Source organism: Pigmentiphaga sp. NML030171 (assembly GCF_002188635.1).
In the GTDB taxonomy this organism is placed as follows: Bacteria; Pseudomonadota; Gammaproteobacteria; order Burkholderiales; family Burkholderiaceae_B; genus Pigmentiphaga; species Pigmentiphaga daeguensis.
This window is the reverse complement of record NZ_NINX01000038.1, coordinates 20,561-37,387: the sequence shown is the minus strand read 5'-3', so window position 1 is coordinate 37,387 and position 16,827 is coordinate 20,561. Positions and strand designations below refer to the sequence as shown.

General features: G+C 69.7%; 17 protein-coding genes. 15 read left to right on the top strand and 2 right to left on the bottom strand.

Annotated elements, in window-relative coordinates:
* Positions 1–24: 24 nt before the first annotated feature.
* From CDO46_RS17975 to CDO46_RS17945, 8 genes are read left to right on the top strand one after another with little or no spacing between them, the layout of a single operon-like run.
* The gene (locus tag CDO46_RS17975) at positions 25–633 is read left to right on the top strand and encodes a hypothetical protein (protein ID WP_140416873.1); all 609 of its coding nucleotides are present in this window, start codon (positions 25–27) and stop codon (positions 631–633) included.
* Positions 630–848 (top strand): hypothetical protein, encoded by a 219-nt coding sequence (locus CDO46_RS28410; RefSeq protein ID WP_176400784.1) that lies wholly within the window; start codon positions 630–632, stop codon positions 846–848. The genes CDO46_RS17975 and CDO46_RS28410 overlap by 4 nt, the downstream gene beginning before the upstream one ends.
* Entirely contained in the window at positions 845–1,711 is an 867-nt protein-coding gene (gene cpaB / locus CDO46_RS17970; RefSeq protein WP_176400783.1) for a Flp pilus assembly protein CpaB, read from the top strand. Before CDO46_RS28410 ends, cpaB begins: the two co-directional genes overlap by 4 nt.
* Positions 1,708–3,129, top strand: a complete 1,422-nt coding sequence (locus CDO46_RS17965) for a type II and III secretion system protein family protein (RefSeq protein ID WP_254914629.1) — start codon at positions 1,708–1,710, stop codon at positions 3,127–3,129. Before cpaB ends, CDO46_RS17965 begins: the two co-directional genes overlap by 4 nt.
* A complete protein-coding gene (locus tag CDO46_RS17960; protein ID WP_087839855.1) occupies positions 3,129–4,814 on the top strand; it encodes an ATPase, T2SS/T4P/T4SS family in 1,686 nt (561 codons plus the stop codon). The genes CDO46_RS17965 and CDO46_RS17960 overlap by 1 nt, the downstream gene beginning before the upstream one ends.
* Positions 4,811–5,671 carry a type II secretion system F family protein gene (locus CDO46_RS17955; protein ID WP_087839854.1) on the top strand — a complete coding sequence of 287 codons (861 nt, stop codon included), beginning with the start codon at positions 4,811–4,813 and terminating at the stop codon, positions 5,669–5,671. The genes CDO46_RS17960 and CDO46_RS17955 overlap by 4 nt, the downstream gene beginning before the upstream one ends.
* Positions 5,672–5,723: 52 nt before the next feature.
* Positions 5,724–6,593, top strand: coding sequence for a type II secretion system F family protein (locus CDO46_RS17950; RefSeq protein WP_243724417.1), 870 nt, complete (start codon positions 5,724–5,726; stop codon positions 6,591–6,593).
* 4 nt (positions 6,594–6,597) lie between these two features.
* Positions 6,598–6,927 (top strand): DUF192 domain-containing protein, encoded by a 330-nt coding sequence (locus tag CDO46_RS17945; RefSeq protein ID WP_087839853.1) that lies wholly within the window; start codon positions 6,598–6,600, stop codon positions 6,925–6,927.
* Between the two features lie 33 nt (positions 6,928–6,960).
* Here the strand turns inward: CDO46_RS17945 and argH are convergent, their stop codons facing one another.
* On the bottom strand, positions 6,961–8,382 hold the full coding sequence (gene argH / locus CDO46_RS17940; RefSeq protein WP_087839852.1) for an argininosuccinate lyase: 1,422 nt from the start codon (positions 8,380–8,382) through the stop codon (positions 6,961–6,963).
* Positions 8,383–8,404: 22 nt separating this feature from the next.
* Here argH and CDO46_RS17935 point away from each other — a divergent pair, with 22 nt between their 5' ends.
* The 7 genes from CDO46_RS17935 to cysW all read left to right on the top strand — a co-directional run bounded on the left by CDO46_RS17935 (position 8,405) and on the right by cysW (position 15,970).
* The gene (locus tag CDO46_RS17935; protein WP_176400782.1) at positions 8,405–9,181 is read left to right on the top strand and encodes a LytTR family transcriptional regulator DNA-binding domain-containing protein; all 777 of its coding nucleotides are present in this window, start codon (positions 8,405–8,407) and stop codon (positions 9,179–9,181) included.
* Complete coding sequence (locus CDO46_RS17930; RefSeq protein ID WP_087839850.1) at positions 9,178–10,311, top strand: GNAT family N-acetyltransferase; 1,134 nt, start codon at positions 9,178–9,180, stop codon at positions 10,309–10,311. The genes CDO46_RS17935 and CDO46_RS17930 overlap by 4 nt, the downstream gene beginning before the upstream one ends.
* 78 nt (positions 10,312–10,389) lie before the next feature.
* The gene (locus CDO46_RS17925; protein ID WP_087839849.1) at positions 10,390–12,450 is read left to right on the top strand and encodes an NAD(+) synthase; all 2,061 of its coding nucleotides are present in this window, start codon (positions 10,390–10,392) and stop codon (positions 12,448–12,450) included.
* 78 nt (positions 12,451–12,528) lie between these two features.
* Positions 12,529–12,867: a P-II family nitrogen regulator gene (locus CDO46_RS17920; protein ID WP_087839848.1), complete on the top strand. Its 339-nt coding sequence runs from the start codon at positions 12,529–12,531 to the stop codon at positions 12,865–12,867.
* 147 nt (positions 12,868–13,014) lie between these two features.
* Complete coding sequence (gene cysP / locus CDO46_RS17915) at positions 13,015–14,031, top strand: thiosulfate ABC transporter substrate-binding protein CysP (protein WP_087839847.1); 1,017 nt, start codon at positions 13,015–13,017, stop codon at positions 14,029–14,031.
* 114 nt (positions 14,032–14,145) lie between these two features.
* Positions 14,146–14,979 carry a sulfate ABC transporter permease subunit CysT gene (cysT, locus tag CDO46_RS17910; RefSeq protein ID WP_087839846.1) on the top strand — a complete coding sequence of 278 codons (834 nt, stop codon included), beginning with the start codon at positions 14,146–14,148 and terminating at the stop codon, positions 14,977–14,979.
* A gap of 130 nt (positions 14,980–15,109) precedes the next feature.
* The gene (gene cysW / locus CDO46_RS17905; RefSeq protein WP_087839845.1) at positions 15,110–15,970 is read left to right on the top strand and encodes a sulfate ABC transporter permease subunit CysW; all 861 of its coding nucleotides are present in this window, start codon (positions 15,110–15,112) and stop codon (positions 15,968–15,970) included.
* A 12-nt stretch (positions 15,971–15,982) separates the two neighbouring features.
* On the opposite strand, the gene CDO46_RS17900 is transcribed toward cysW, so the two are convergent.
* Positions 15,983–16,600, bottom strand: coding sequence for a Smr/MutS family protein (locus CDO46_RS17900; protein WP_243724418.1), 618 nt, complete (start codon positions 16,598–16,600; stop codon positions 15,983–15,985).
* Between the last annotated feature and the right edge of the window lie 227 nt (positions 16,601–16,827).

Here is a 16,827-nt window from a genome sequence, read left to right as displayed (position 1 = left end):
CCGGTGCGAGGTGGCTTCATGCTCGTGATGGGGCTGCTATGGAGCCACGCGGCAGCGGCCCAGCCCAGCGTGCCGCCCGGCGCGGTGGACCGGGGCTGGGGAGGCCGCGTGCGCGTGAACGGCGTGCGCATGGACGTGCGCCTGTTCGAGGTCCGGCAACCGCCGCTCGAGGTCGCCGACGGCGTGGCCAGGCAGCCGGGGCTGGATCCCTGGCTGCTGCCTTTGCCCGATGGCGTGATGCTGAGCGGCATTCGAGACGAGCGCCCCTGGTTGATGCAGCTTCGCCGGTCTCGATCCGGCGCGACGCAGGGACTGCTGGCCGTCGGCCTCGATGCGAAGGCGAATGGGCGCGCCTCGCCCGCCGCGTGGACGCCACCGGGGGCAACGCTGCTGCTGGACCTGCAAACCCAAGACGAGCGGGGTCGGGTGGCCCATCGGCTTTACGTCCACGATGCCGACACCGCGACATTTTCCCGGTTGCTGCAAGCCAGGCTGACGGCGCTTGGATGGCGTGCGGCATCGGATGGAGGACTGATGGAATGGCATCGCGCGCGGCGGGTGCTGCAGCTGGTGGTGGTGGCGCGGGAGCAAGGAAGCGGCTTGCTTGCCGTGGAGATCGAGACGGGCGAATGAAGGAGCGAACGAGCATGATCGTGGCGGGCAGGAGGCGGGGCGCGCGATGGCTGCGGGGGCAATCCGCCGCGGAGTATCTCGTCGTGGCCATGTTGCTGGCCGGCGTGGCCGGCGCAGGATGGTTCGGCGAGGGGGGCGGATTGCTGGCATGGCTGCTCGAGGCCTTGCGCGGTTTTCATCTGCGTTTCGCCGGCTCGCTGGCCTTGCCGCTATGATGCCGCGCCTGCCCCGTCTTCGCGTGGACCGGAAGTGGTGGGTGCTGGCCGTGGCGCTGGGGGCCGGAAGCCTGGCCGCATGGCTTGGGCAGCGCCAGATCCAGGGCCGCATCGACGCCATCGAGGCCGATGCGCGCGCCGCGCGCATCGCCGTGGTCGTTGCCGCGTCCGACCTGGAGGCCGGCCAGCGCCTGTCGGCGGACCTGGCGGCGGTGCGCGAGATCCCGGCCGAGTGGGCGCCGTCCGGCGCCGTCGACCCCGGCAGGTTCGGCGATCTCGACGGCGCTGTGCTGGCCCACCCGGTACGGGCCGGCGAACCTCTCCTGCCGCTGCACCTGGAGGCCGGGCGCCCGGCTCCGCTGGCCGAGCGACTGGGCGAGGGGCGCCGGGCGGTGACCATACCGGTGGACGAGATCAGTTCGGTATCGGGCTTGGTGCAGCCTGGGGACCTCATCGACCTGTACGTGTCCTTCGACCATCGCGGCAAACGGACGACCATGCCGCTGCTGCAACGGATGCGCGTGCTGGCCACGGGACACCAGACCGAGACGCAGGGGGCCGGAGGCGAGGCGCCGCGCGGCGCGTTCTCCACCGTGACGCTGGATGCGACGCCGGACGAGGCGGTCAAGCTCATCATCGCGCGCGATGGCGGAATCCTTACCGCCATGCTGCGCCGTCCGGGGGACGGCAGCCCGGCGCCTGGCCGGGTGTCGGGCGGGCTCGCTTCCCTGCTGGGGCTGGGCGATGCGGAGCCGCCCGAGCCGCGCCGGCGGGCGGGCGCGACCATCATCTATGGCGACCGCGCTCCCCGCCGTATTCCCGGCCTGGGCGAGGCCGGCGAAGGGCAGGGAGGCCTGCCATGAGCGCCGCCATCATGGGGCGAGCCCTGCGCGGCGGTCCCGGTATCGTGTTCGCCATCCTGGCCTGCGCGGCGCAGGCAGCCGAGCCGTCGTCCGCCCCGTGGCCTGCATGGCTCGAGCAGGAAGAGGTGCCCGCGGCGGCACCTGCGGCCCAGTCCGGCCAGGACCTTCCGGACGTCGAGATGTACGTCGGCGAGACCCAGGTGTTCCCGGCGCCGGGCGTGGCGCGGGTGGCCGTGGGCAATGGCCGGGTCATCAACGCGGCCACGGCCGACGACAGGGAGGTCGTGGTGTTCGCCAACGCGGCCGGCACGTCGTCGCTGGTCATCTGGGACGGGGACGGCGCCATGCGGCGCATGCGCATCACCGTCGTGCCGGGCCAGTCCTCGCGCGTGCAGCGGGAGATCGAGGCCTTTCTCGCCACCATCCCATCGGTGCGCAGCCGGCTCGTCGGCGACAAGATCATCGTCGAAGGCGACGACCTGAGCGACGCGGACCAGGCCCGCATCGCGCTGCTGGCGCGCCGCTATCCGCAGGTGGTCGATTTCACCGGGCAGCTCGGCTGGGAGCGCATGGTGATGATGGACGTCAAGGTGGTCGAGATGCCGCGTTCGAGGCTGCGCGAACTGGGCGTGCGCTGGGATGGCGCGAGCACCGGCGGCCTGAACGCGGGGCTGGCCTGGGACGCCGCGGTGGGGCGGCCCCTGCGGGCGGCAGCCGGCGACGCCGCGCAACGTCCCGGAGGCGGCCCCATCGAGTTGCCGTTCCCGGCCACGTCCCCGGCGGGGTATCTGGGCATGAATGCCCTGTTGTCCGCGCGCATCCAGGCCATGGCCCAGAGCGGCGAGGCGGTCATCCTGGCCCAGCCGCAACTGTCGGCGCGCAGCGGCTCCACCGCGCGCTTTCTTGCGGGCGGGGAAGTGCCCTATGCGACGGTGGACAGGAACGGCGCGTCGAACACGACCTTCAAGCCCTATGGCGTCACCTTGCAGATCGCGCCGCGGGTCGATGCGGGCGGCACGGTGCGGTCCGTCATCGACGTCGAGGTCAGCGCCGTGGATCCTTCGGTGACGGCCACGGGCGGCCCCGCGCTCAAGGTGCGCAGGACCGCCACGGAGTTCAACGTGCGCTCGGGCGAGACGCTGGTCCTGAGCGGCTTCCTGTCGCGCGAGCAGTCCCAGGACCTGGATGGGTTGCCCGGCCTGTCCAGCCTGCCCATCCTGGGGCCCTTGTTCGGGTCGCGCAGGTTCCAGCGGCGCGAGACCGAACTGGCCATCTTCGTCACCCCGACCGTCGTCACCCAGCGCAATCCCGACCTGCGAGAGCGCATCGACCGCGGGCAGCGAGTGCTGGACGAGACCTTCGGGCCGGAACGGCTGAACGTCCCCGTGCGGCCCGACGTCCCTTTCCTGGAGCGATGATGCTGGACATCGAGATCCTGACCGACGAGGACCATGCGGCCTCGTTGAGCGTGGCGTCGCCGGCGGTGATCGGACGCGGGGATGGCTGCGAGATCCGCCTGCGCCACTGGCGGGTCGCCCGCCGGCACGCCCGGCTGGAAGAGCGGACCGAAGGCGTGTTCGTGGAAGACCTGGGATCGCTGGGCGGGACCTTGGTCAACGGCCGCCGCATCCTCCAATACGGACCCTTGTTGCCCGAGGACGAGATCGTCGTCGGCGCCGTGATGTTGCGTGTACGAGCGGTTGCCGCGCTGGCCGGCGAGGCGTCGTCGCCAGGCGGCGCGCCCCCGTCGGCGGACGGGGCGGCCGCGCCGGTTGCCCGGTCCGCCGCGGGCCACACGCAAGAAGCGGCGATGGTCGAATGGCGGCGCCGGCTGCATGCGCGCCTGCTGGAGGCCCTGGACCTGCGCCGGCGCGACGTGTCCGCCATGAGCGATGCGGCCTTGCGGCAGGAGGCCGACCGCCTGCTGGAAGCGCTGGTGCTGGATGCCGATGCCGAGATTCCCGCTGACCTGGACCGCGATGCGCTCCGCCGGCAGGTCGTGGACGAGGCGGTCGGGCTGGGCCCGCTGGAGTCCTTGCTGGCCGACCCGGACATCTCCGAGATCATGGTCAACCGGCACGATGAGCTGTATGTAGAGCGCGGCGGCGTCCTGTGCCGGTATCCGGCGGTATTCAGCAGCGATCAGTCGGTCCTGGGAGTGATCGAGCGCATCGTCTCGCCGCTGGGCCGCCGCATCGACGAAAGCTCGCCCATGGTCGATGCCAGGCTGCGCGACGGCTCGCGGGTGAATGCGATCATCGCGCCGTTGGCGCTGAAGGGGCCGGCCCTGACCATACGCAAGTTCCCCGCCCGCCGCTTGCGGATGGAGGACCTGGTGGAGGGCGGATCGCTGGATGCGCACATGGCGGCGTTCCTGCGCTTGTGCGTGGAGCGGCGCAAGAACATCGTCGTCTCCGGCGGGACCGGCTCGGGCAAGACGACGCTGCTCAACATCCTGTCGAACTTCATCCCGCCGGCCGAGCGTGTCATCACCATCGAGGACGCCGCCGAATTGCGCCTGGCGCACGAGCACCTGGTCTCGCTGGAGGCGCGGCCGGCCAACCTGGAAGGCCGGGGCGCGGTCTCCATCCGGGACCTGGTGCGCAACGCGCTGCGCATGCGGCCGGACCGCATCGTGGTGGGCGAGTGCCGGGGCGCCGAGGCGCTGGACATGTTGCAGGCGATGAACACCGGCCACGAGGGCTCGTTGACGACGCTCCACGCCAACACGCCGCGCGACGCGATGTCGCGGCTCGAGACCCTGGTGCTGATGGCGGGCATGGACCTGCCGCTGGGAGCCATACGCGAGCAGATCGCCTCGGCGATCGACATCGTGGTCCAGCAGGGCCGCAGCGCGGCCGGGCAGCGGCGGGTGACCGCCATCGTCGAGGTCAGCGGCATCGAGAGCGGCCGTATCCAGCTGCAGGAGCTGTTCCGTTTCGAGCGGCCGGATGGTGCGGTGCCCGGCGACGCCGGATACTTCCAGGGCTGCGAGCTCATGCCCAGTTTCCTCGATGAGTGGCGGGCCGCCGGCGCCGTCATTTCGCCGCAATGGTTCTGCGAGCGCACGCCGGCGCCGGACGGGCCCCGGAGCCTTGCATGAGCGCACGCGCCATCGACGCGCTCATCGCCTGCGCGGTGCTGGTCTGCGTATCGCTGCTGGTCTGGATCGCCTGCGGGTGGGTGCGCGACAGCCTTGTCCGGTACCGGGAGGTGTTCACCGAGACCGCCCGCGTCCGCATGAGCGAGTTCTTCCTGTTCGTGGACGTGAACCAGCTGTGGGTGGCGCACGTTGCGGTGGTCGGCCTGCTGGCGGCCGTCGGCGGGTGGTTCGCGCAGAGCTGGGTCTTCGCCGCCGCCGGCGCGGCGGCCGGGGCGTGGCTGCCGCGCCAGGTCGCCCGCCACCTGCGCACGCGCCGCATGCGCAGGTTCGATGCGCAATTGCCCGACGCGCTGCTGGCCCTGGCCAGCGCCTTGCGCGCCGGCGCCAGCCTGCAGGCGGGGCTGCGCCAGATAGCGACAGAAAGCGAGGCGCCGCTGGCCCAGGAGTTCGCGCTGCTGATGCGCGAGCAGCGCTTTGGCGTGAGCATGGACCAGTCGCTGGCGAACCTGCATGCGCGCGTACCCACCGAAGCGGCCAGCCTGGTCGCTTCGGCGCTGCGGATCGCCGCCGATACCGGCGGCAACCTGGCCGAGACCCTGGAGCGGATAGGCGCGACCGTGCGTGCACGGCTGCACATGGAAGGACGGGTACGCGCGCTTACGGCCCAGGGCCGCTTGCAGGCCAGGGTGGTGGGAGTCCTGCCGTGGCTGCTGCTGGCCACGCTGCATCGCCTGGAGCCCGAGGCGATGCAGCGTCTGTGGACCACTCCCGGGGGATGGGCCGTGCTGGCCCTGGTCGCGGCGCTGGACATCCTCGGGTTGTGGATGATCGCCCGCATCGTCCGGATCGACATATGACAACCGAAGGCGGACTTCATGGGGAAGGCGGCGCTCACGCGACGAGGCCGGCATGGGCATGATCGCGTTGCTGATCGGCCTGGCCGTGGCGGCGCTGGCGGTCCTGGCCTGCCTGCTGGTCATCGACCCGCCCCCCTTGCCGGACCGGACGGCCGAGGCGCCGCCGCGCGCGTTCCGGCTGGCCTGGCCCCTGGTCTCGGCGGCCGCCCACTATGGCCGGCCCTGGCTTTCGTGGCAGGGCCGGCGCCGCATCGAGTCCCAACTGGTCCGGTCCGGCCTGCGCCATGGCCTGGCACCGGTGCACATCCTGGGAGCGCAGGTGCTGTGCGCCTGCGCCGGTGGATTGGTCGCCGCGCTGCTGGCGTCGTCGTGGTCCGGGCTTCCCGCCCTGGCGGCCTGGGCCGCGGCGGGCGCGGCGGCGGGCGGAACCTATCCGCGTCTCTGGCTGCGCGACCGGGTGCGCCGCAGGCGGCGGGACATCCTGCGGGCCCTGCCATTCGTGCTGGACATGACCACCCTGTGCGTCGAGGCCGGCCTGCACGTGGGCGCGGCTCTGCAGCAGGCGGTCCAGAAAGGGCCGCCCGGGCCGCTGCGCGATGAACTGCGCCGCGTGCTGGGCGACGTGCGCACCGGCGTGCCGCGCACGCGCGCGCTCAAGGACATGGCCGAACGCCTGGAGATTCCCGAGATACGGGCCTGGACCGGCACGCTGGCCCAGGCCGACGCGCTGGGCATGAACCTCGCTCCCATCCTGCGCGCACAGTCCGACCAGCGCCGGGCCGAACGCTTCCTGCGCGCCGAGCGCCTGGCGCTGGAGGCGCCGGTCAAGATGCTGCTGCCCCTGATCGCTTGCATCTTTCCGTGTTCCTTCGTCGTGATCGGCTTTCCGATCGCGGTCAAGCTCATGGATACGGGTTGGTAGGGGCATGGCCTGGCATCGCGCGACCAGCTGCCTGGGCCGCCTGCGCGGATGGTTGGGGCAAGTCCCGCCGGCGCCGGGCGATGGCCTGTGGATCGTGCCCTGCCGGGCGGTTCACACCGTGGGCATGTCCTGGCCCATCGATGTCGTCTTCGTGGACCGGCGGGGCAGGGTGCTGCGCATCGTGCCGGCATTGCGCCCGGGCCGGGCGGCCTGTTGCTGGCGCGCGTGGGGCGTGCTCGAACTGGCGGCCGGAGAAGCCGCGAGGCTGGGATGGAAGCAGGGGATAAGAGTGAGCCGGCGCCGCGCATCGACGCCGATGCGGTCCGGCCCATGAGGCGGGTGCGGCGCGGGCCGCACCCCGCGGACGTCAGCCGCGCGTCTCGTCCAGCACGCGCTGCGCTTCCTCGCGCACGCGGGCCGGGGAGGTGCCGCCGATGTGCGAGCGCGACGCCACCGAGCCTTCCAGCGTCAACACCGCGTGGATGTCCTCGCCCACCAGCGGATGGAAGGCGCGCAGCTCGTCCACCGACAGGTCGGCCAGGTCGCAGCCGCGTTCCACGCAGGCACGCACGGCCAGCGCGACCGCTTCGTGCGCGTCGCGGAAGGGCACGCCCTTCTTGACCAGGTAGTCGGCCAGGTCGGTGGCGGTGGAGAAGCCTTGCAGCGCGGCGGCGCGCATGGCCTCGGGCTTGACCTGGATGCCGCCGGCCATGTCGACGAAGATGCGCAGGGTGTCGCGCACGGTGTCGGCGGTGTCGAACAGGCCTTCCTTGTCTTCCTGGTTGTCCTTGTTGTAGGCCAGCGGCTGGCCCTTCATCAGGGTCAGCAGCGCCACCAGGTGGCCGTTCACCCGGCCGGTCTTGCCGCGCGCCAGCTCGGGCACGTCGGGGTTCTTCTTCTGCGGCATGATGGAGCTGCCGGTGCAGAAGCGGTCGGCCAGGTCGATGAAGCCCACGCGCGGGCTCATCCACAGCACCAGCTCTTCCGACAGGCGCGAGATGTGCGTCATGACCAGCGCGCCGGCGGCGCAGAATTCGATCGCGAAGTCGCGGTCGGACACCGCATCCAGCGAGTTGCGGCACACGCCGTCGAAGCCCAGCGTGCGGGCCACGCGCTCGCGGTCGATGGGATAGGAGGTGCCGGCCAGCGCGGCGGCGCCCAGCGGCAGGCGGTTGACCCGCTTGCGGCAGTCGGCCAGGCGCTCGGCGTCGCGGCCGAACATTTCGGCATAGGCCAGCAGGTGGTGGCCGAAGGTGACGGGCTGGGCGACCTGCAGGTGGGTGAAGCCGGGCAGGATGGTGTCGGCGTGCTGCAGCGCGAGCGTGGCCAGCGCGTGGCGCAACTGGCGCAGCAGGTCGGTCAGCGTGTCGATCTCGGCGCGCAGCCACAGCCGGATGTCGGTGGCGACCTGGTCGTTGCGCGAGCGGCCGGTGTGCAGGCGCTTGCCGGCGTCGCCCACCAGTTCGGTCAGGCGGCGCTCGATGTTCAGGTGGACGTCTTCCAGGTCGAGCAGCCATTCGAAGCGGCCGGCGTCGATCTCGGTTTCGATGGCGGCCATGCCGCGGCGGATGTCGGCAAGGTCCTGCTGGGTCAGGATGCCCACGGCATGCAGCATGTCGGCATGCGCCAGGGAACCCTGGATGTCGAACTTGGCCAGGCGTTTGTCGAAGTCCACCGAAGCGGTGTACCGTTTGACGAGGTCGGACACCGGTTCGGAGAACCGGGCTGACCAGGCTTCGGCCTTCTTGGCGAACTGGTCTTGGGGGCGGGGGTCGGTCGATTTGGACATGGCGCGGATTATAAAGCGGGTTATGGCGGTTACTGTATCGGGAACGGGCTCGCCCGGGGTACTGGTGGTAGGGCGGGACGCGGCGTTCTGCCGCCGCCTGTCGGCGCAGCTCAGGACGCTGGCCAGGCGCCTGCCGTTGCATCTGCTGCCGCCCGCCGTGGGCGCCGACCAGGCGCGGCGGGCGGATCCGGCCCCCGGCGTGGCGCTGCTCGACCTGGGCCTGCCCGACGCCCAGGGCTACGCGCTGGCCCGGGCCTGGGAACGGTCGGGGCCCCGGCTGGTGCTGCTCCTGCCCTCGCTCGACAGCCTGCCCCAGGCCGAGCAACTGCGCGCGAGCGACCTGCTGGTGCCGCCGATACGCATCGACCGCCTGGAGCAGGCGCTGCGGCAAGCGCTGGGCACCGGCCCATCGCCGGACGCCCTGATGGCCCACGGGCGAGACGGCACGGTCGCGGTGCCGGTGGAAGAAGTGCTCTACCTGCGCGCCGACGGCAAGTACGTCAGCCTGCGCACCCGCCAGGGCGAATTCCTGACCGATCGCGCGCTGGCCGACCTGTCGCGCGCTTTCCCCGAACGTTTCATCCAGGCCCATCGCAACGCGCTGGTGGCCCGCTCGGCCATCGCCGGCGCGCGCCTGGTCACCCCGGAACTTACCGGGGGCGATGCCGATCCCTATTGGGAACTGCTGCTGCATGGCGTGCCCGACCGCATCGCGGTGGCGCGCCGGCGCTGGCCGCTGGTGCGGCGCTGCCTGCCGCAAGGCCGTGCGGCCCAGTCCCTTTCCCCGGAGGCGATTTGACCGATACCGCCGTCGAATTGATCGACGACCTGGGCACCCTCGATCCGGCCGCCTGGGATGCCCTGGCCGCCGGCAACCCTTTCGTCGCGCACGCCTATCTGCACGGCCTGCACGCCACCGGCTGCGCCGTCCGGCGCACGGGCTGGCAGCCCACCTGCCTGGTGCTGCGGCGGGCGGGCAAGCTCGTGGGCGCCATGCCGCTGTACGTGAAGTCCCATTCCCGGGGCGAATACGTGTTCGACCAGGCCTGGGCGGAAGCCTTCGAGCGCCATGGCCTGCCGTACTACCCGAAACTGTTGTGCGCCGTGCCGTTTACGCCCGTGGGCGGCCCGCGCCTGCTGGCGGCGGCCCACGAGGACCGGGTGCTGCTGGCCCGCGCCGCGATCGAGGTCGCGCGGCAGGCGGGCGTCTCGTCGCTGCACGTGCTGTTTCCCCGCGACGACGACCTGCGGGCGCTGCGCGAGGCGGGGTACATGCTGCGCGAAGGGGTCCAGTTCCATTGGCGCAACGACGGCTATGACAGTTTCGACGCCTTCCTGGCCGCGATGAACCACGACAAGCGCAAGAAGATCCGCCAGGACCGCAAGAAGGTCGAGCAGGCGGGCATACGCTTTCGGCACCTGCGCGGCGCGGCCATCTCCGCCGACGACCTGGCGTTCTTCTATCGCTGCTACGCCTCCACCTATGCCAACCACTGGTCCTCGCCCTACCTGAAACCGGCCTTCTTCCAGGCGCTGCACGCCGCCATGCCTGAGGCGCTGCTGCTGGTCATGGCCGAGCGGCACGGCGAGCCGGTCGCCTGCGCGTTGAACGTGGCCGCCGGCGACACCCTGTACGGCCGCTACTGGGGCTGCGTGGATTTCGTATCGGGCCTGCACTTCGAGACCTGCTACCTGCAGGCCATCGCCTATTGCATCGCCCACGGCATCGCCCATTTCGAAGGGGGCGCCCAGGGCGTGCACAAGATGTCGCGCGGCCTGCTGCCGGTGCCGACCTGGTCGGCGCACTGGGTGGCGGACGAACGTTTCGCCGCCGCCATCGCCGATTTCCTGGACCGCGAAACCCGTGGCATGAACCGGTACCTGGACGAACTGGAGTCGCACTCGCCCTTCAAGGCCCCGGCCGATTGACCGGGCAGGGCGGCTGCCGGGACGTCGGCGGGCCATCGGCCTTATGATGTGAGCTACTCCTTGGCGCTGACTTACACGATGAAAGGCAATTTCTTCAACCTCTACGCGCACCGGTTCGCGCGGGTGGCCGTGGGCGTGCCCCGCTGCCGGGTGGCCGACCCCGCGTTCAACGCGGCACAGACGCTGGACCTGGCGCGGCAGGCGGCCGCGCAGGGAGCGGCGCTGGTGGCCTTCCCCGAACTGGGGCTTTCCGCCTACACCTGCGACGACCTGTTCCACCAGGCCGCGCTGCTGGAGGCCTGCGAACGGGCGCTGGGCGACATCGTGGCCGAGTCCGCCGGGCTGCCGGCCGCGCTCATCGTGGGGCTGCCGCTAAGGGTGAACCATTCCCTGTTCAATTGCGCCGTGGTGGTGGCGCGCGGACGCATCCTGGGCGTCGTGCCCAAGACCTACCTGCCCAACTACGGCGAGTTCTACGAGGCCCGCCAGTTCACCGCGGGCGATGCCACGGTGGCCACCCACGTCGAGCTGGCCGGACAACGGGCGCCATTCGGGCCGGACCAGCTGTTCGAGGTGGCCGACGTGCCGGGGCTGCGCTTCCACGTCGAGATCTGCGAGGACGTGTGGGTGCCGATTCCGCCGTCGTCCTTCGCGGCACTGGCGGGGGCCAGCGTGCTGGTGAACCTGTCGGCGTCGAACATCGTGGTGGGCAAGTCGGGATACCGGCACCAGCTCGTCAGCCAGCAGTCGGCGCGCTGCCTGGCGGCCTACCTGTACACCTCGGCAGGGCGGGGCGAATCGTCCACCGACCTCGCCTGGGACGGCCAGTCCATCATCTACGAGAACGGCGAGCTGCTGGCCGAGTCCGGCCGCTTCCTGGACGACTCGCATCTCATCCTGGCCGACGTCGATCTCGAGCGCCTGTCGCACGAGCGCATGCGGCAGACCACGTTCGGCCAGTCGGTGCTGCGCCACAAGGCCGAGACCGAGCGTTTCCGGACGACTGCCTTCGAGATCGGCCTGGCCGTGGACCAGCCCCTGGCGCTGCGGCGCAAGGTCGAGCGCTTTCCCTACGTGCCGGCCGACCGCCGGCGCCGCGACGAGCGCTGCGACGAGGTCTACAACATCCAGGTCCAGGCGCTGGTGCAGCGGCTGTCCGCCATCGGCATGGACAAGGTGGTGATCGGCGTGTCCGGGGGACTGGATTCGACCCACGCGCTGTTGGTCTGCGCCAAGGCCATGGATCGCCTGAACCTGCCGCGCGCCAACATCATCGGCGTGACCATGCCGGGCTTCGCCACCAGCGGGCGCACCCTGCAGCAGGCGCGCGCGCTGATGCGCGTGGTCGGCTGCACGGCCATGGAGATCGACATCCGGCCCAGCTGCGCGCAGATGCTCAAGGACATCGGGCATCCGTACGCCTCGGGCCAGGAACTCTACGACATCACCTTCGAGAACGTGCAGGCCGGCGAGCGCACCAGCCACCTGTTCCGGCTGGCCAATTTCCACAACGCCATCGTCATCGGCACCGGCGACCTGAGCGAACTGGCGCTGGGCTGGTGCACCTATGGCGTGGGCGACCACATGTCGCACTACAACGTCAACGCCAGCGTGCCCAAGACCCTGATCACCCACCTGGTGCGGTGGGTGGCCGAGACGGGCAAGGTGGGTGACGGCAGCCAGGTGCTGCTGGACATCCTGGGCACCGAGATCAGTCCCGAGCTGGTGCCGGGCAAGACCGACGGCGCGCCCGCGCAGCGGACCGAACAGTTCATCGGGCCCTACGAGCTGCAGGACTTCAACCTGTACTACATCCTGCGCTATGGCTTCGCGCCGTCGAAGGTCGCCTTCCTGGCGCTGGCCGCCTGGCACGACCGCGAGCGCGGCGACTGGCCCGAGGAAGCGCACGTGCCGCGCAACCAGTACGAACTGGCCGCCATCAAGCGCAACCTGGGCATCTTCGTGCACCGGTTCTTCAAGACCAGCCAGTTCAAGCGTTCGTGCGTGCCCAACGCGCCCAAGGTCGGCTCGGGCGGTTCGCTGTCGCCGCGCGGCGACTGGCGCGCCCCCAGCGATTCCGAAGAGATCGTCTGGAAGGCCGACCTTGCGAACGTTCCCGATACTCCGCCGGACGCCTGAAGGCCGGCGCCCGGCCGGCTACAATCCCAGTCATCGCATCTTCGCCATTCCCGCCAGCATCTCGACAAAGGTCCAGCCATGAAGCAAGTCACCGCCATCATCAAACCGTTCAAGCTCGACGAGGTCCGCGAAGCACTGGCCCAGGTCGGCGTCAATGGTCTGACCGTGACGGAGGTCAAGGGCTTCGGCCGCCAGAAGGGACATACCGAGCTCTATCGCGGCGCCGAATACGTGGTCGACTTCCTGCCCAAGATCCGCATCGAGCTGGTGATCGCCGACGATCTGGTCGACCAGGCCGTGGAGGCCATCATCCGCGTGGCGCGCACGGGCAAGATCGGCGACGGCAAGATCTTCGTGACGCCCGTCGAGCAGGTCATCCGCATCCGCACCGGCGAGACCGGCGAAGCCGCGGTCTGACGTCCGGGCGGCCATTGCCGCCCCCGGCGTCCGCCATATATTTCTCACAAGAATAAAGAAATGATGAATATATGGTTTGATGACATATGTGGATTTGTTACGTTTACGTCTCTCGCATCCACATAGTCAGAAGAAGGACGCCGTTTCATGTTCAAGAAGATCATCGTGCTCGCGGCCACCTCGGCCGCGCTGCTCACGGCAGTGACGGGGACGGCGCAAGCCCAGGACAAGCCGCTGCTGAACGCCTCGTACGACGTTGCGCGCGAGGTGTTCGCCGCGGTCAATCCCAAGTTCCAGGCGTACTGGAAGACCAAGACCGGCCACGACATCAAGATCGACCAGTCGTTCGCCGGCACCTCGCGCCAGGCGCAGGACATCATCCAGGGCAAGAAGGTCGACGTCGTGACCTTCAACCAGGTGCCCGACGTCGACATCCTGGCCCAGCGCGGATTGCTGCGCAAGGACTGGCAGAAGGCCTTCCCGAACAACAGCTCGCCCTACTACAGCACCATCGCCTTCCTCGTGCGCAAGGGCAACCCCAAGAACGTCAAGAACTGGGACGACCTGGCGCGCGACGACGTCAAGCTGGTGTTCCCGAACCCCAAGACCTCGGGCAACGCGCGCTATACCTACCTGGGCGCGTGGCTGTACGCCAACGAGAAGTTCGGCGGCGATCAGGAGAAAATCAAGCAGTTCGTCGGCAAGGTCCTGCACAACGTCGTCAACTTCCCCACCGGCGGGCGCGGCGCGACCGTGGCGTTCGCGCAGAACGGGCAGGGCGACGTGCTGCTGACCTTCGAGTCGGAAGTGATCAACATCGCCAAGGGCGAGGAATTCAAGGCGGGCGGCTATGAGGTCGTGGTGCCGCCGGTGTCCGTGCTGGCCGAGTTCCCCGTGGCCGTGGTCGACAAGGTCGTGGACGAGAAGGGCACCCGCCAGCTCGCCACCGAATACCTGAACTACCAGTACACCCGCGAGATCCAGCTGCTGCTGACCACCTTCAACTACCGGGTCAACCATCCCGACGTCGCCAAGGTCGTGGCCGACCGTTATCCCAAGGTGCGCCTGATCGACCCGACCAAGGTGCTGGGGTCCTGGGATGACATCACCAAGAATCACTTCGGTTCCAACGGCGTGCTGGACCAGTTGCTGGCCAAGCGCTGATCGTGGCGGCGCCGGTCCCGGGGCCGGTGCCGTACAATCCTTCCCGGCAAGGCGCGGCCACCCCGCAGGTGGGCCGCGCTTCTTCGCTTCCGCCCCGATCCCGCCGCCTACGCCGTGAATCCGTCCTTCCGTTTTTTCCGTCGTCCGCCGGTCCTGCCCGGTTTCGTGCCGAGCTTCGGCTTTTCGGTGCTGTTCCTCAGCCTGGTCATCCTGGTGCCCTTGTCGGCCCTGCTGCTGTACGTCGGCGACATGACCTGGGCGCAGTACTGGCGGGCGATCTCCGATCCCCGCGTGGTGCAGAGCTACAAGATCACGGTGTCGGGGGCGTTCTACTCGACCGTCATCGTCACCGGCGTGGGCTTCGTGCTGGCCTGGATCGTGTCCCGCTACGATTTTCCCGGCCGGCGGCTGATCGATGCGCTGGTCGACCTGCCGTTCGCGCTGCCCACGGCGGTGGCCGGCATCACCCTGTCGGCCCTGTTCGTGCCCACCGGCTGGCTCGGGCGCTGGTTCGAGCCCCTGGGCATCAAGATCTCGTACGCCTACCCCGGGCTGGTGGTGGCCATGATCTTCACCAGCCTGCCGTTCATCGTGCGCTCGCTCCAGCCCGTGCTGGAAGACCTCGAGCCCGAATTCGAGGAGGCCGCGTCCACGCTGGGCGCCACGCGCTGGCAGACCTTCTGGCGCGTGCTGCTGCCCAGCCTGGTGCCGGCGCTGATCTCCGGCGCTTCGCAGGCCTTCATCCGCAGCCTGGGCGAATTCGGCGCGGTCATCATGATCGCCGGCAACATCCCGTTCCAGACCGAGATCACGTCGCTGATGATCTTCGTGCGCCTGCAGGAGTTCGACTATCCCGCCGCCGCCGCCATCGCCTCGGTAGTGCTGATCGCCTCGCTGCTGCTGCTGTTCCTGCTGCAAGTCGTCCAGGGACGACTGCTACGCCGATGATGAGCCCACCCCCTACGCGCTTCGCGCGCCCCCTCAAGGGGGCGACGCTGGCGGACCGGCGGAGCCGGATCCGCGGCGTCCTGGGTCGGGCGGGGCCTTCTGGCCTTATGGATAACTGACACGACTGCCCATGACCAACAAACGGCCCACTCTCGTCCATCAATGGTTGCTGATCGCGCTGGGCATCGTGCTGACAGTGCTGATCCTGGTCGTGCCGCTGGCGCTGATCTTCTCGCAGGCGCTGTCGGGCGGCTGGAGCCTGCTGGCCCAGAACCTGGATGAAGACTTCATGAAGCACGCGATCGGCCTGACCGTGCTGACCACGCTGGCGACGGTGCCGATCAACCTGGTGTTCGGCATCCTGCTGGCCTGGTGCGTGACCCACTACGATTTCTTCGGCCGGCGGCTGCTGACCACCCTGGTCGACATTCCCTACGCGACCTCGCCCGTGGTGGCGGGCCTGTGCTATCTGGTCGTCTACGGGCTGGAAAGCACGCTGGGCAAGTGGCTGTACAGCCATGACATCCAGCTGATGTTCGCCTGGCCCGGCATCATCATGGTGACGGTGTTCGTGACCTCGCCCTACGTGGCCCGCATCCTGATCCCGCTGATGCAGGCCCAGGGCGCCGACGAGGAAATCGCGGCGCTGTCGCTGGGCGCCTCCGGCTGGCAGATCTTCCGGCGCGTGACCCTGCCCAACATCAAGTGGGCGCTGCTCTACGGCATCGTCATTACCAATGCCCGGGCGGTGGGCGAGTTCGGCGCGGTGTCGGTGGTGTCCGGCACCATCATGAACCAGACCCTGACGCTGCCTTTGCTGGTCGAACAGCTCAACAACGACTACAAGACCGCCGCCGCCTTCACGGCCGCGGCGCTGCTGGCCTGCATGGCCATGCTGACGCTGCTGCTCAAGACCATCATGGAGTGGCGCCAGAAGCGGCGCGACGACACGCCGGCGCATTTCTCGCCCGAGGCGATGACCAAGCGCTGAAAACCGTCCGGGTCAGGCCGGCCGGTCCGGCCCTCGCAGCAGCACCAGCACCACGCCCGAGCCGCCGTCGTTGGCCCGGGCCTCGACGAAGGCCAGCACTTCTTCCTTCTGCACGAGCCAGCGCCGCACCTTTTCCTTCAGGATAGGCGTGCGGTTCTTCGATCCCAGTCCCTTGCCGTGGATGATGCGCACGCAGCGCATCTCCTGCCGCACGCAGGCGCGCAGGAATTCCCCCAGCGCCTCGCGGGCCTCTTCCACCCGGTGGCCGTGCAGGTCGAGCTGGGCCTGCACCGTCCACTGGCCGCGCCGCAGCTTGCGCACGATGTCCTGTCCCAGGCCGGTGCGGCGGTAGGACAGCGTGTCGTCGGTATCGATCAGCCAGTCGGCGCCGTAGTCGTCGGAAATGGATTCCCGCAGCACCTCGGATTCGTCTTCCCAGCGCTTGTAGGGCAGGGGAGCGGGCGCGACCGGCGAGGGATCGATCCTGCCCGTGTCCTTCAGCGGCACCACCCCGCCCACCAGCGCCCGAAACTCGACCGCCGCCCGCCGGGCTTCCTCCGCCCGCCGCCGAGCCTCCCGCTCAGCGGCTTCCGCCGCCAGCCGCTGCTCCTGCAACTCCCGTTGCAACACCTTTAGACTGGACAGGCCCCCCCCTACGCGCTTCGCGCGCCCCCCAGGGGGCGATGCGGGTGGACCGGCGGAGCCGGATCCACCGCATCCTGGGTCTGTGTCGATCTTCTTGGTACGAGACACCACTTGTCTGCCTTGATCCAGGGCGCCGCGGATCCGGCTTTGCCGGTCCGCCAGTGCCGCCCCCTTGAGGGGGCGCCCAAAGGGCGTAGGGGGTGGGCTTCTCT

Bases quoted from the DNA above. Each gene is read 5' to 3' on its own strand.
- CDO46_RS28410 (WP_176400784.1), top strand. From the start codon at position 630: ATGAAGGAGCGAACGAGCATGATCGTGGCGGGCAGGAGGCGGGGCGCG.
- cpaB (WP_176400783.1), top strand. From the start codon at position 845: ATGATGCCGCGCCTGCCCCGTCTTCGCGTGGACCGGAAGTGGTGGGTG.
- CDO46_RS17965 (WP_254914629.1), top strand. From the start codon at position 1,708: ATGAGCGCCGCCATCATGGGGCGAGCCCTGCGCGGCGGTCCCGGTATC.
- CDO46_RS17960 (WP_087839855.1), top strand. From the start codon at position 3,129: ATGCTGGACATCGAGATCCTGACCGACGAGGACCATGCGGCCTCGTTG.
- CDO46_RS17955 (WP_087839854.1), top strand. From the start codon at position 4,811: ATGAGCGCACGCGCCATCGACGCGCTCATCGCCTGCGCGGTGCTGGTC.
- CDO46_RS17950 (WP_243724417.1), top strand. From the start codon at position 5,724: ATGGGCATGATCGCGTTGCTGATCGGCCTGGCCGTGGCGGCGCTGGCG.
- CDO46_RS17945 (WP_087839853.1), top strand. From the start codon at position 6,598: ATGGCCTGGCATCGCGCGACCAGCTGCCTGGGCCGCCTGCGCGGATGG.
- argH (WP_087839852.1), bottom strand. From the start codon at position 8,382: ATGTCCAAATCGACCGACCCCCGCCCCCAAGACCAGTTCGCCAAGAAG.
- CDO46_RS17935 (WP_176400782.1), top strand. From the start codon at position 8,405: ATGGCGGTTACTGTATCGGGAACGGGCTCGCCCGGGGTACTGGTGGTA.
- CDO46_RS17925 (WP_087839849.1), top strand. From the start codon at position 10,390: ATGAAAGGCAATTTCTTCAACCTCTACGCGCACCGGTTCGCGCGGGTG.
- CDO46_RS17920 (WP_087839848.1), top strand. From the start codon at position 12,529: ATGAAGCAAGTCACCGCCATCATCAAACCGTTCAAGCTCGACGAGGTC.
- cysP (WP_087839847.1), top strand. From the start codon at position 13,015: ATGTTCAAGAAGATCATCGTGCTCGCGGCCACCTCGGCCGCGCTGCTC.
- cysW (WP_087839845.1), top strand. From the start codon at position 15,110: ATGACCAACAAACGGCCCACTCTCGTCCATCAATGGTTGCTGATCGCG.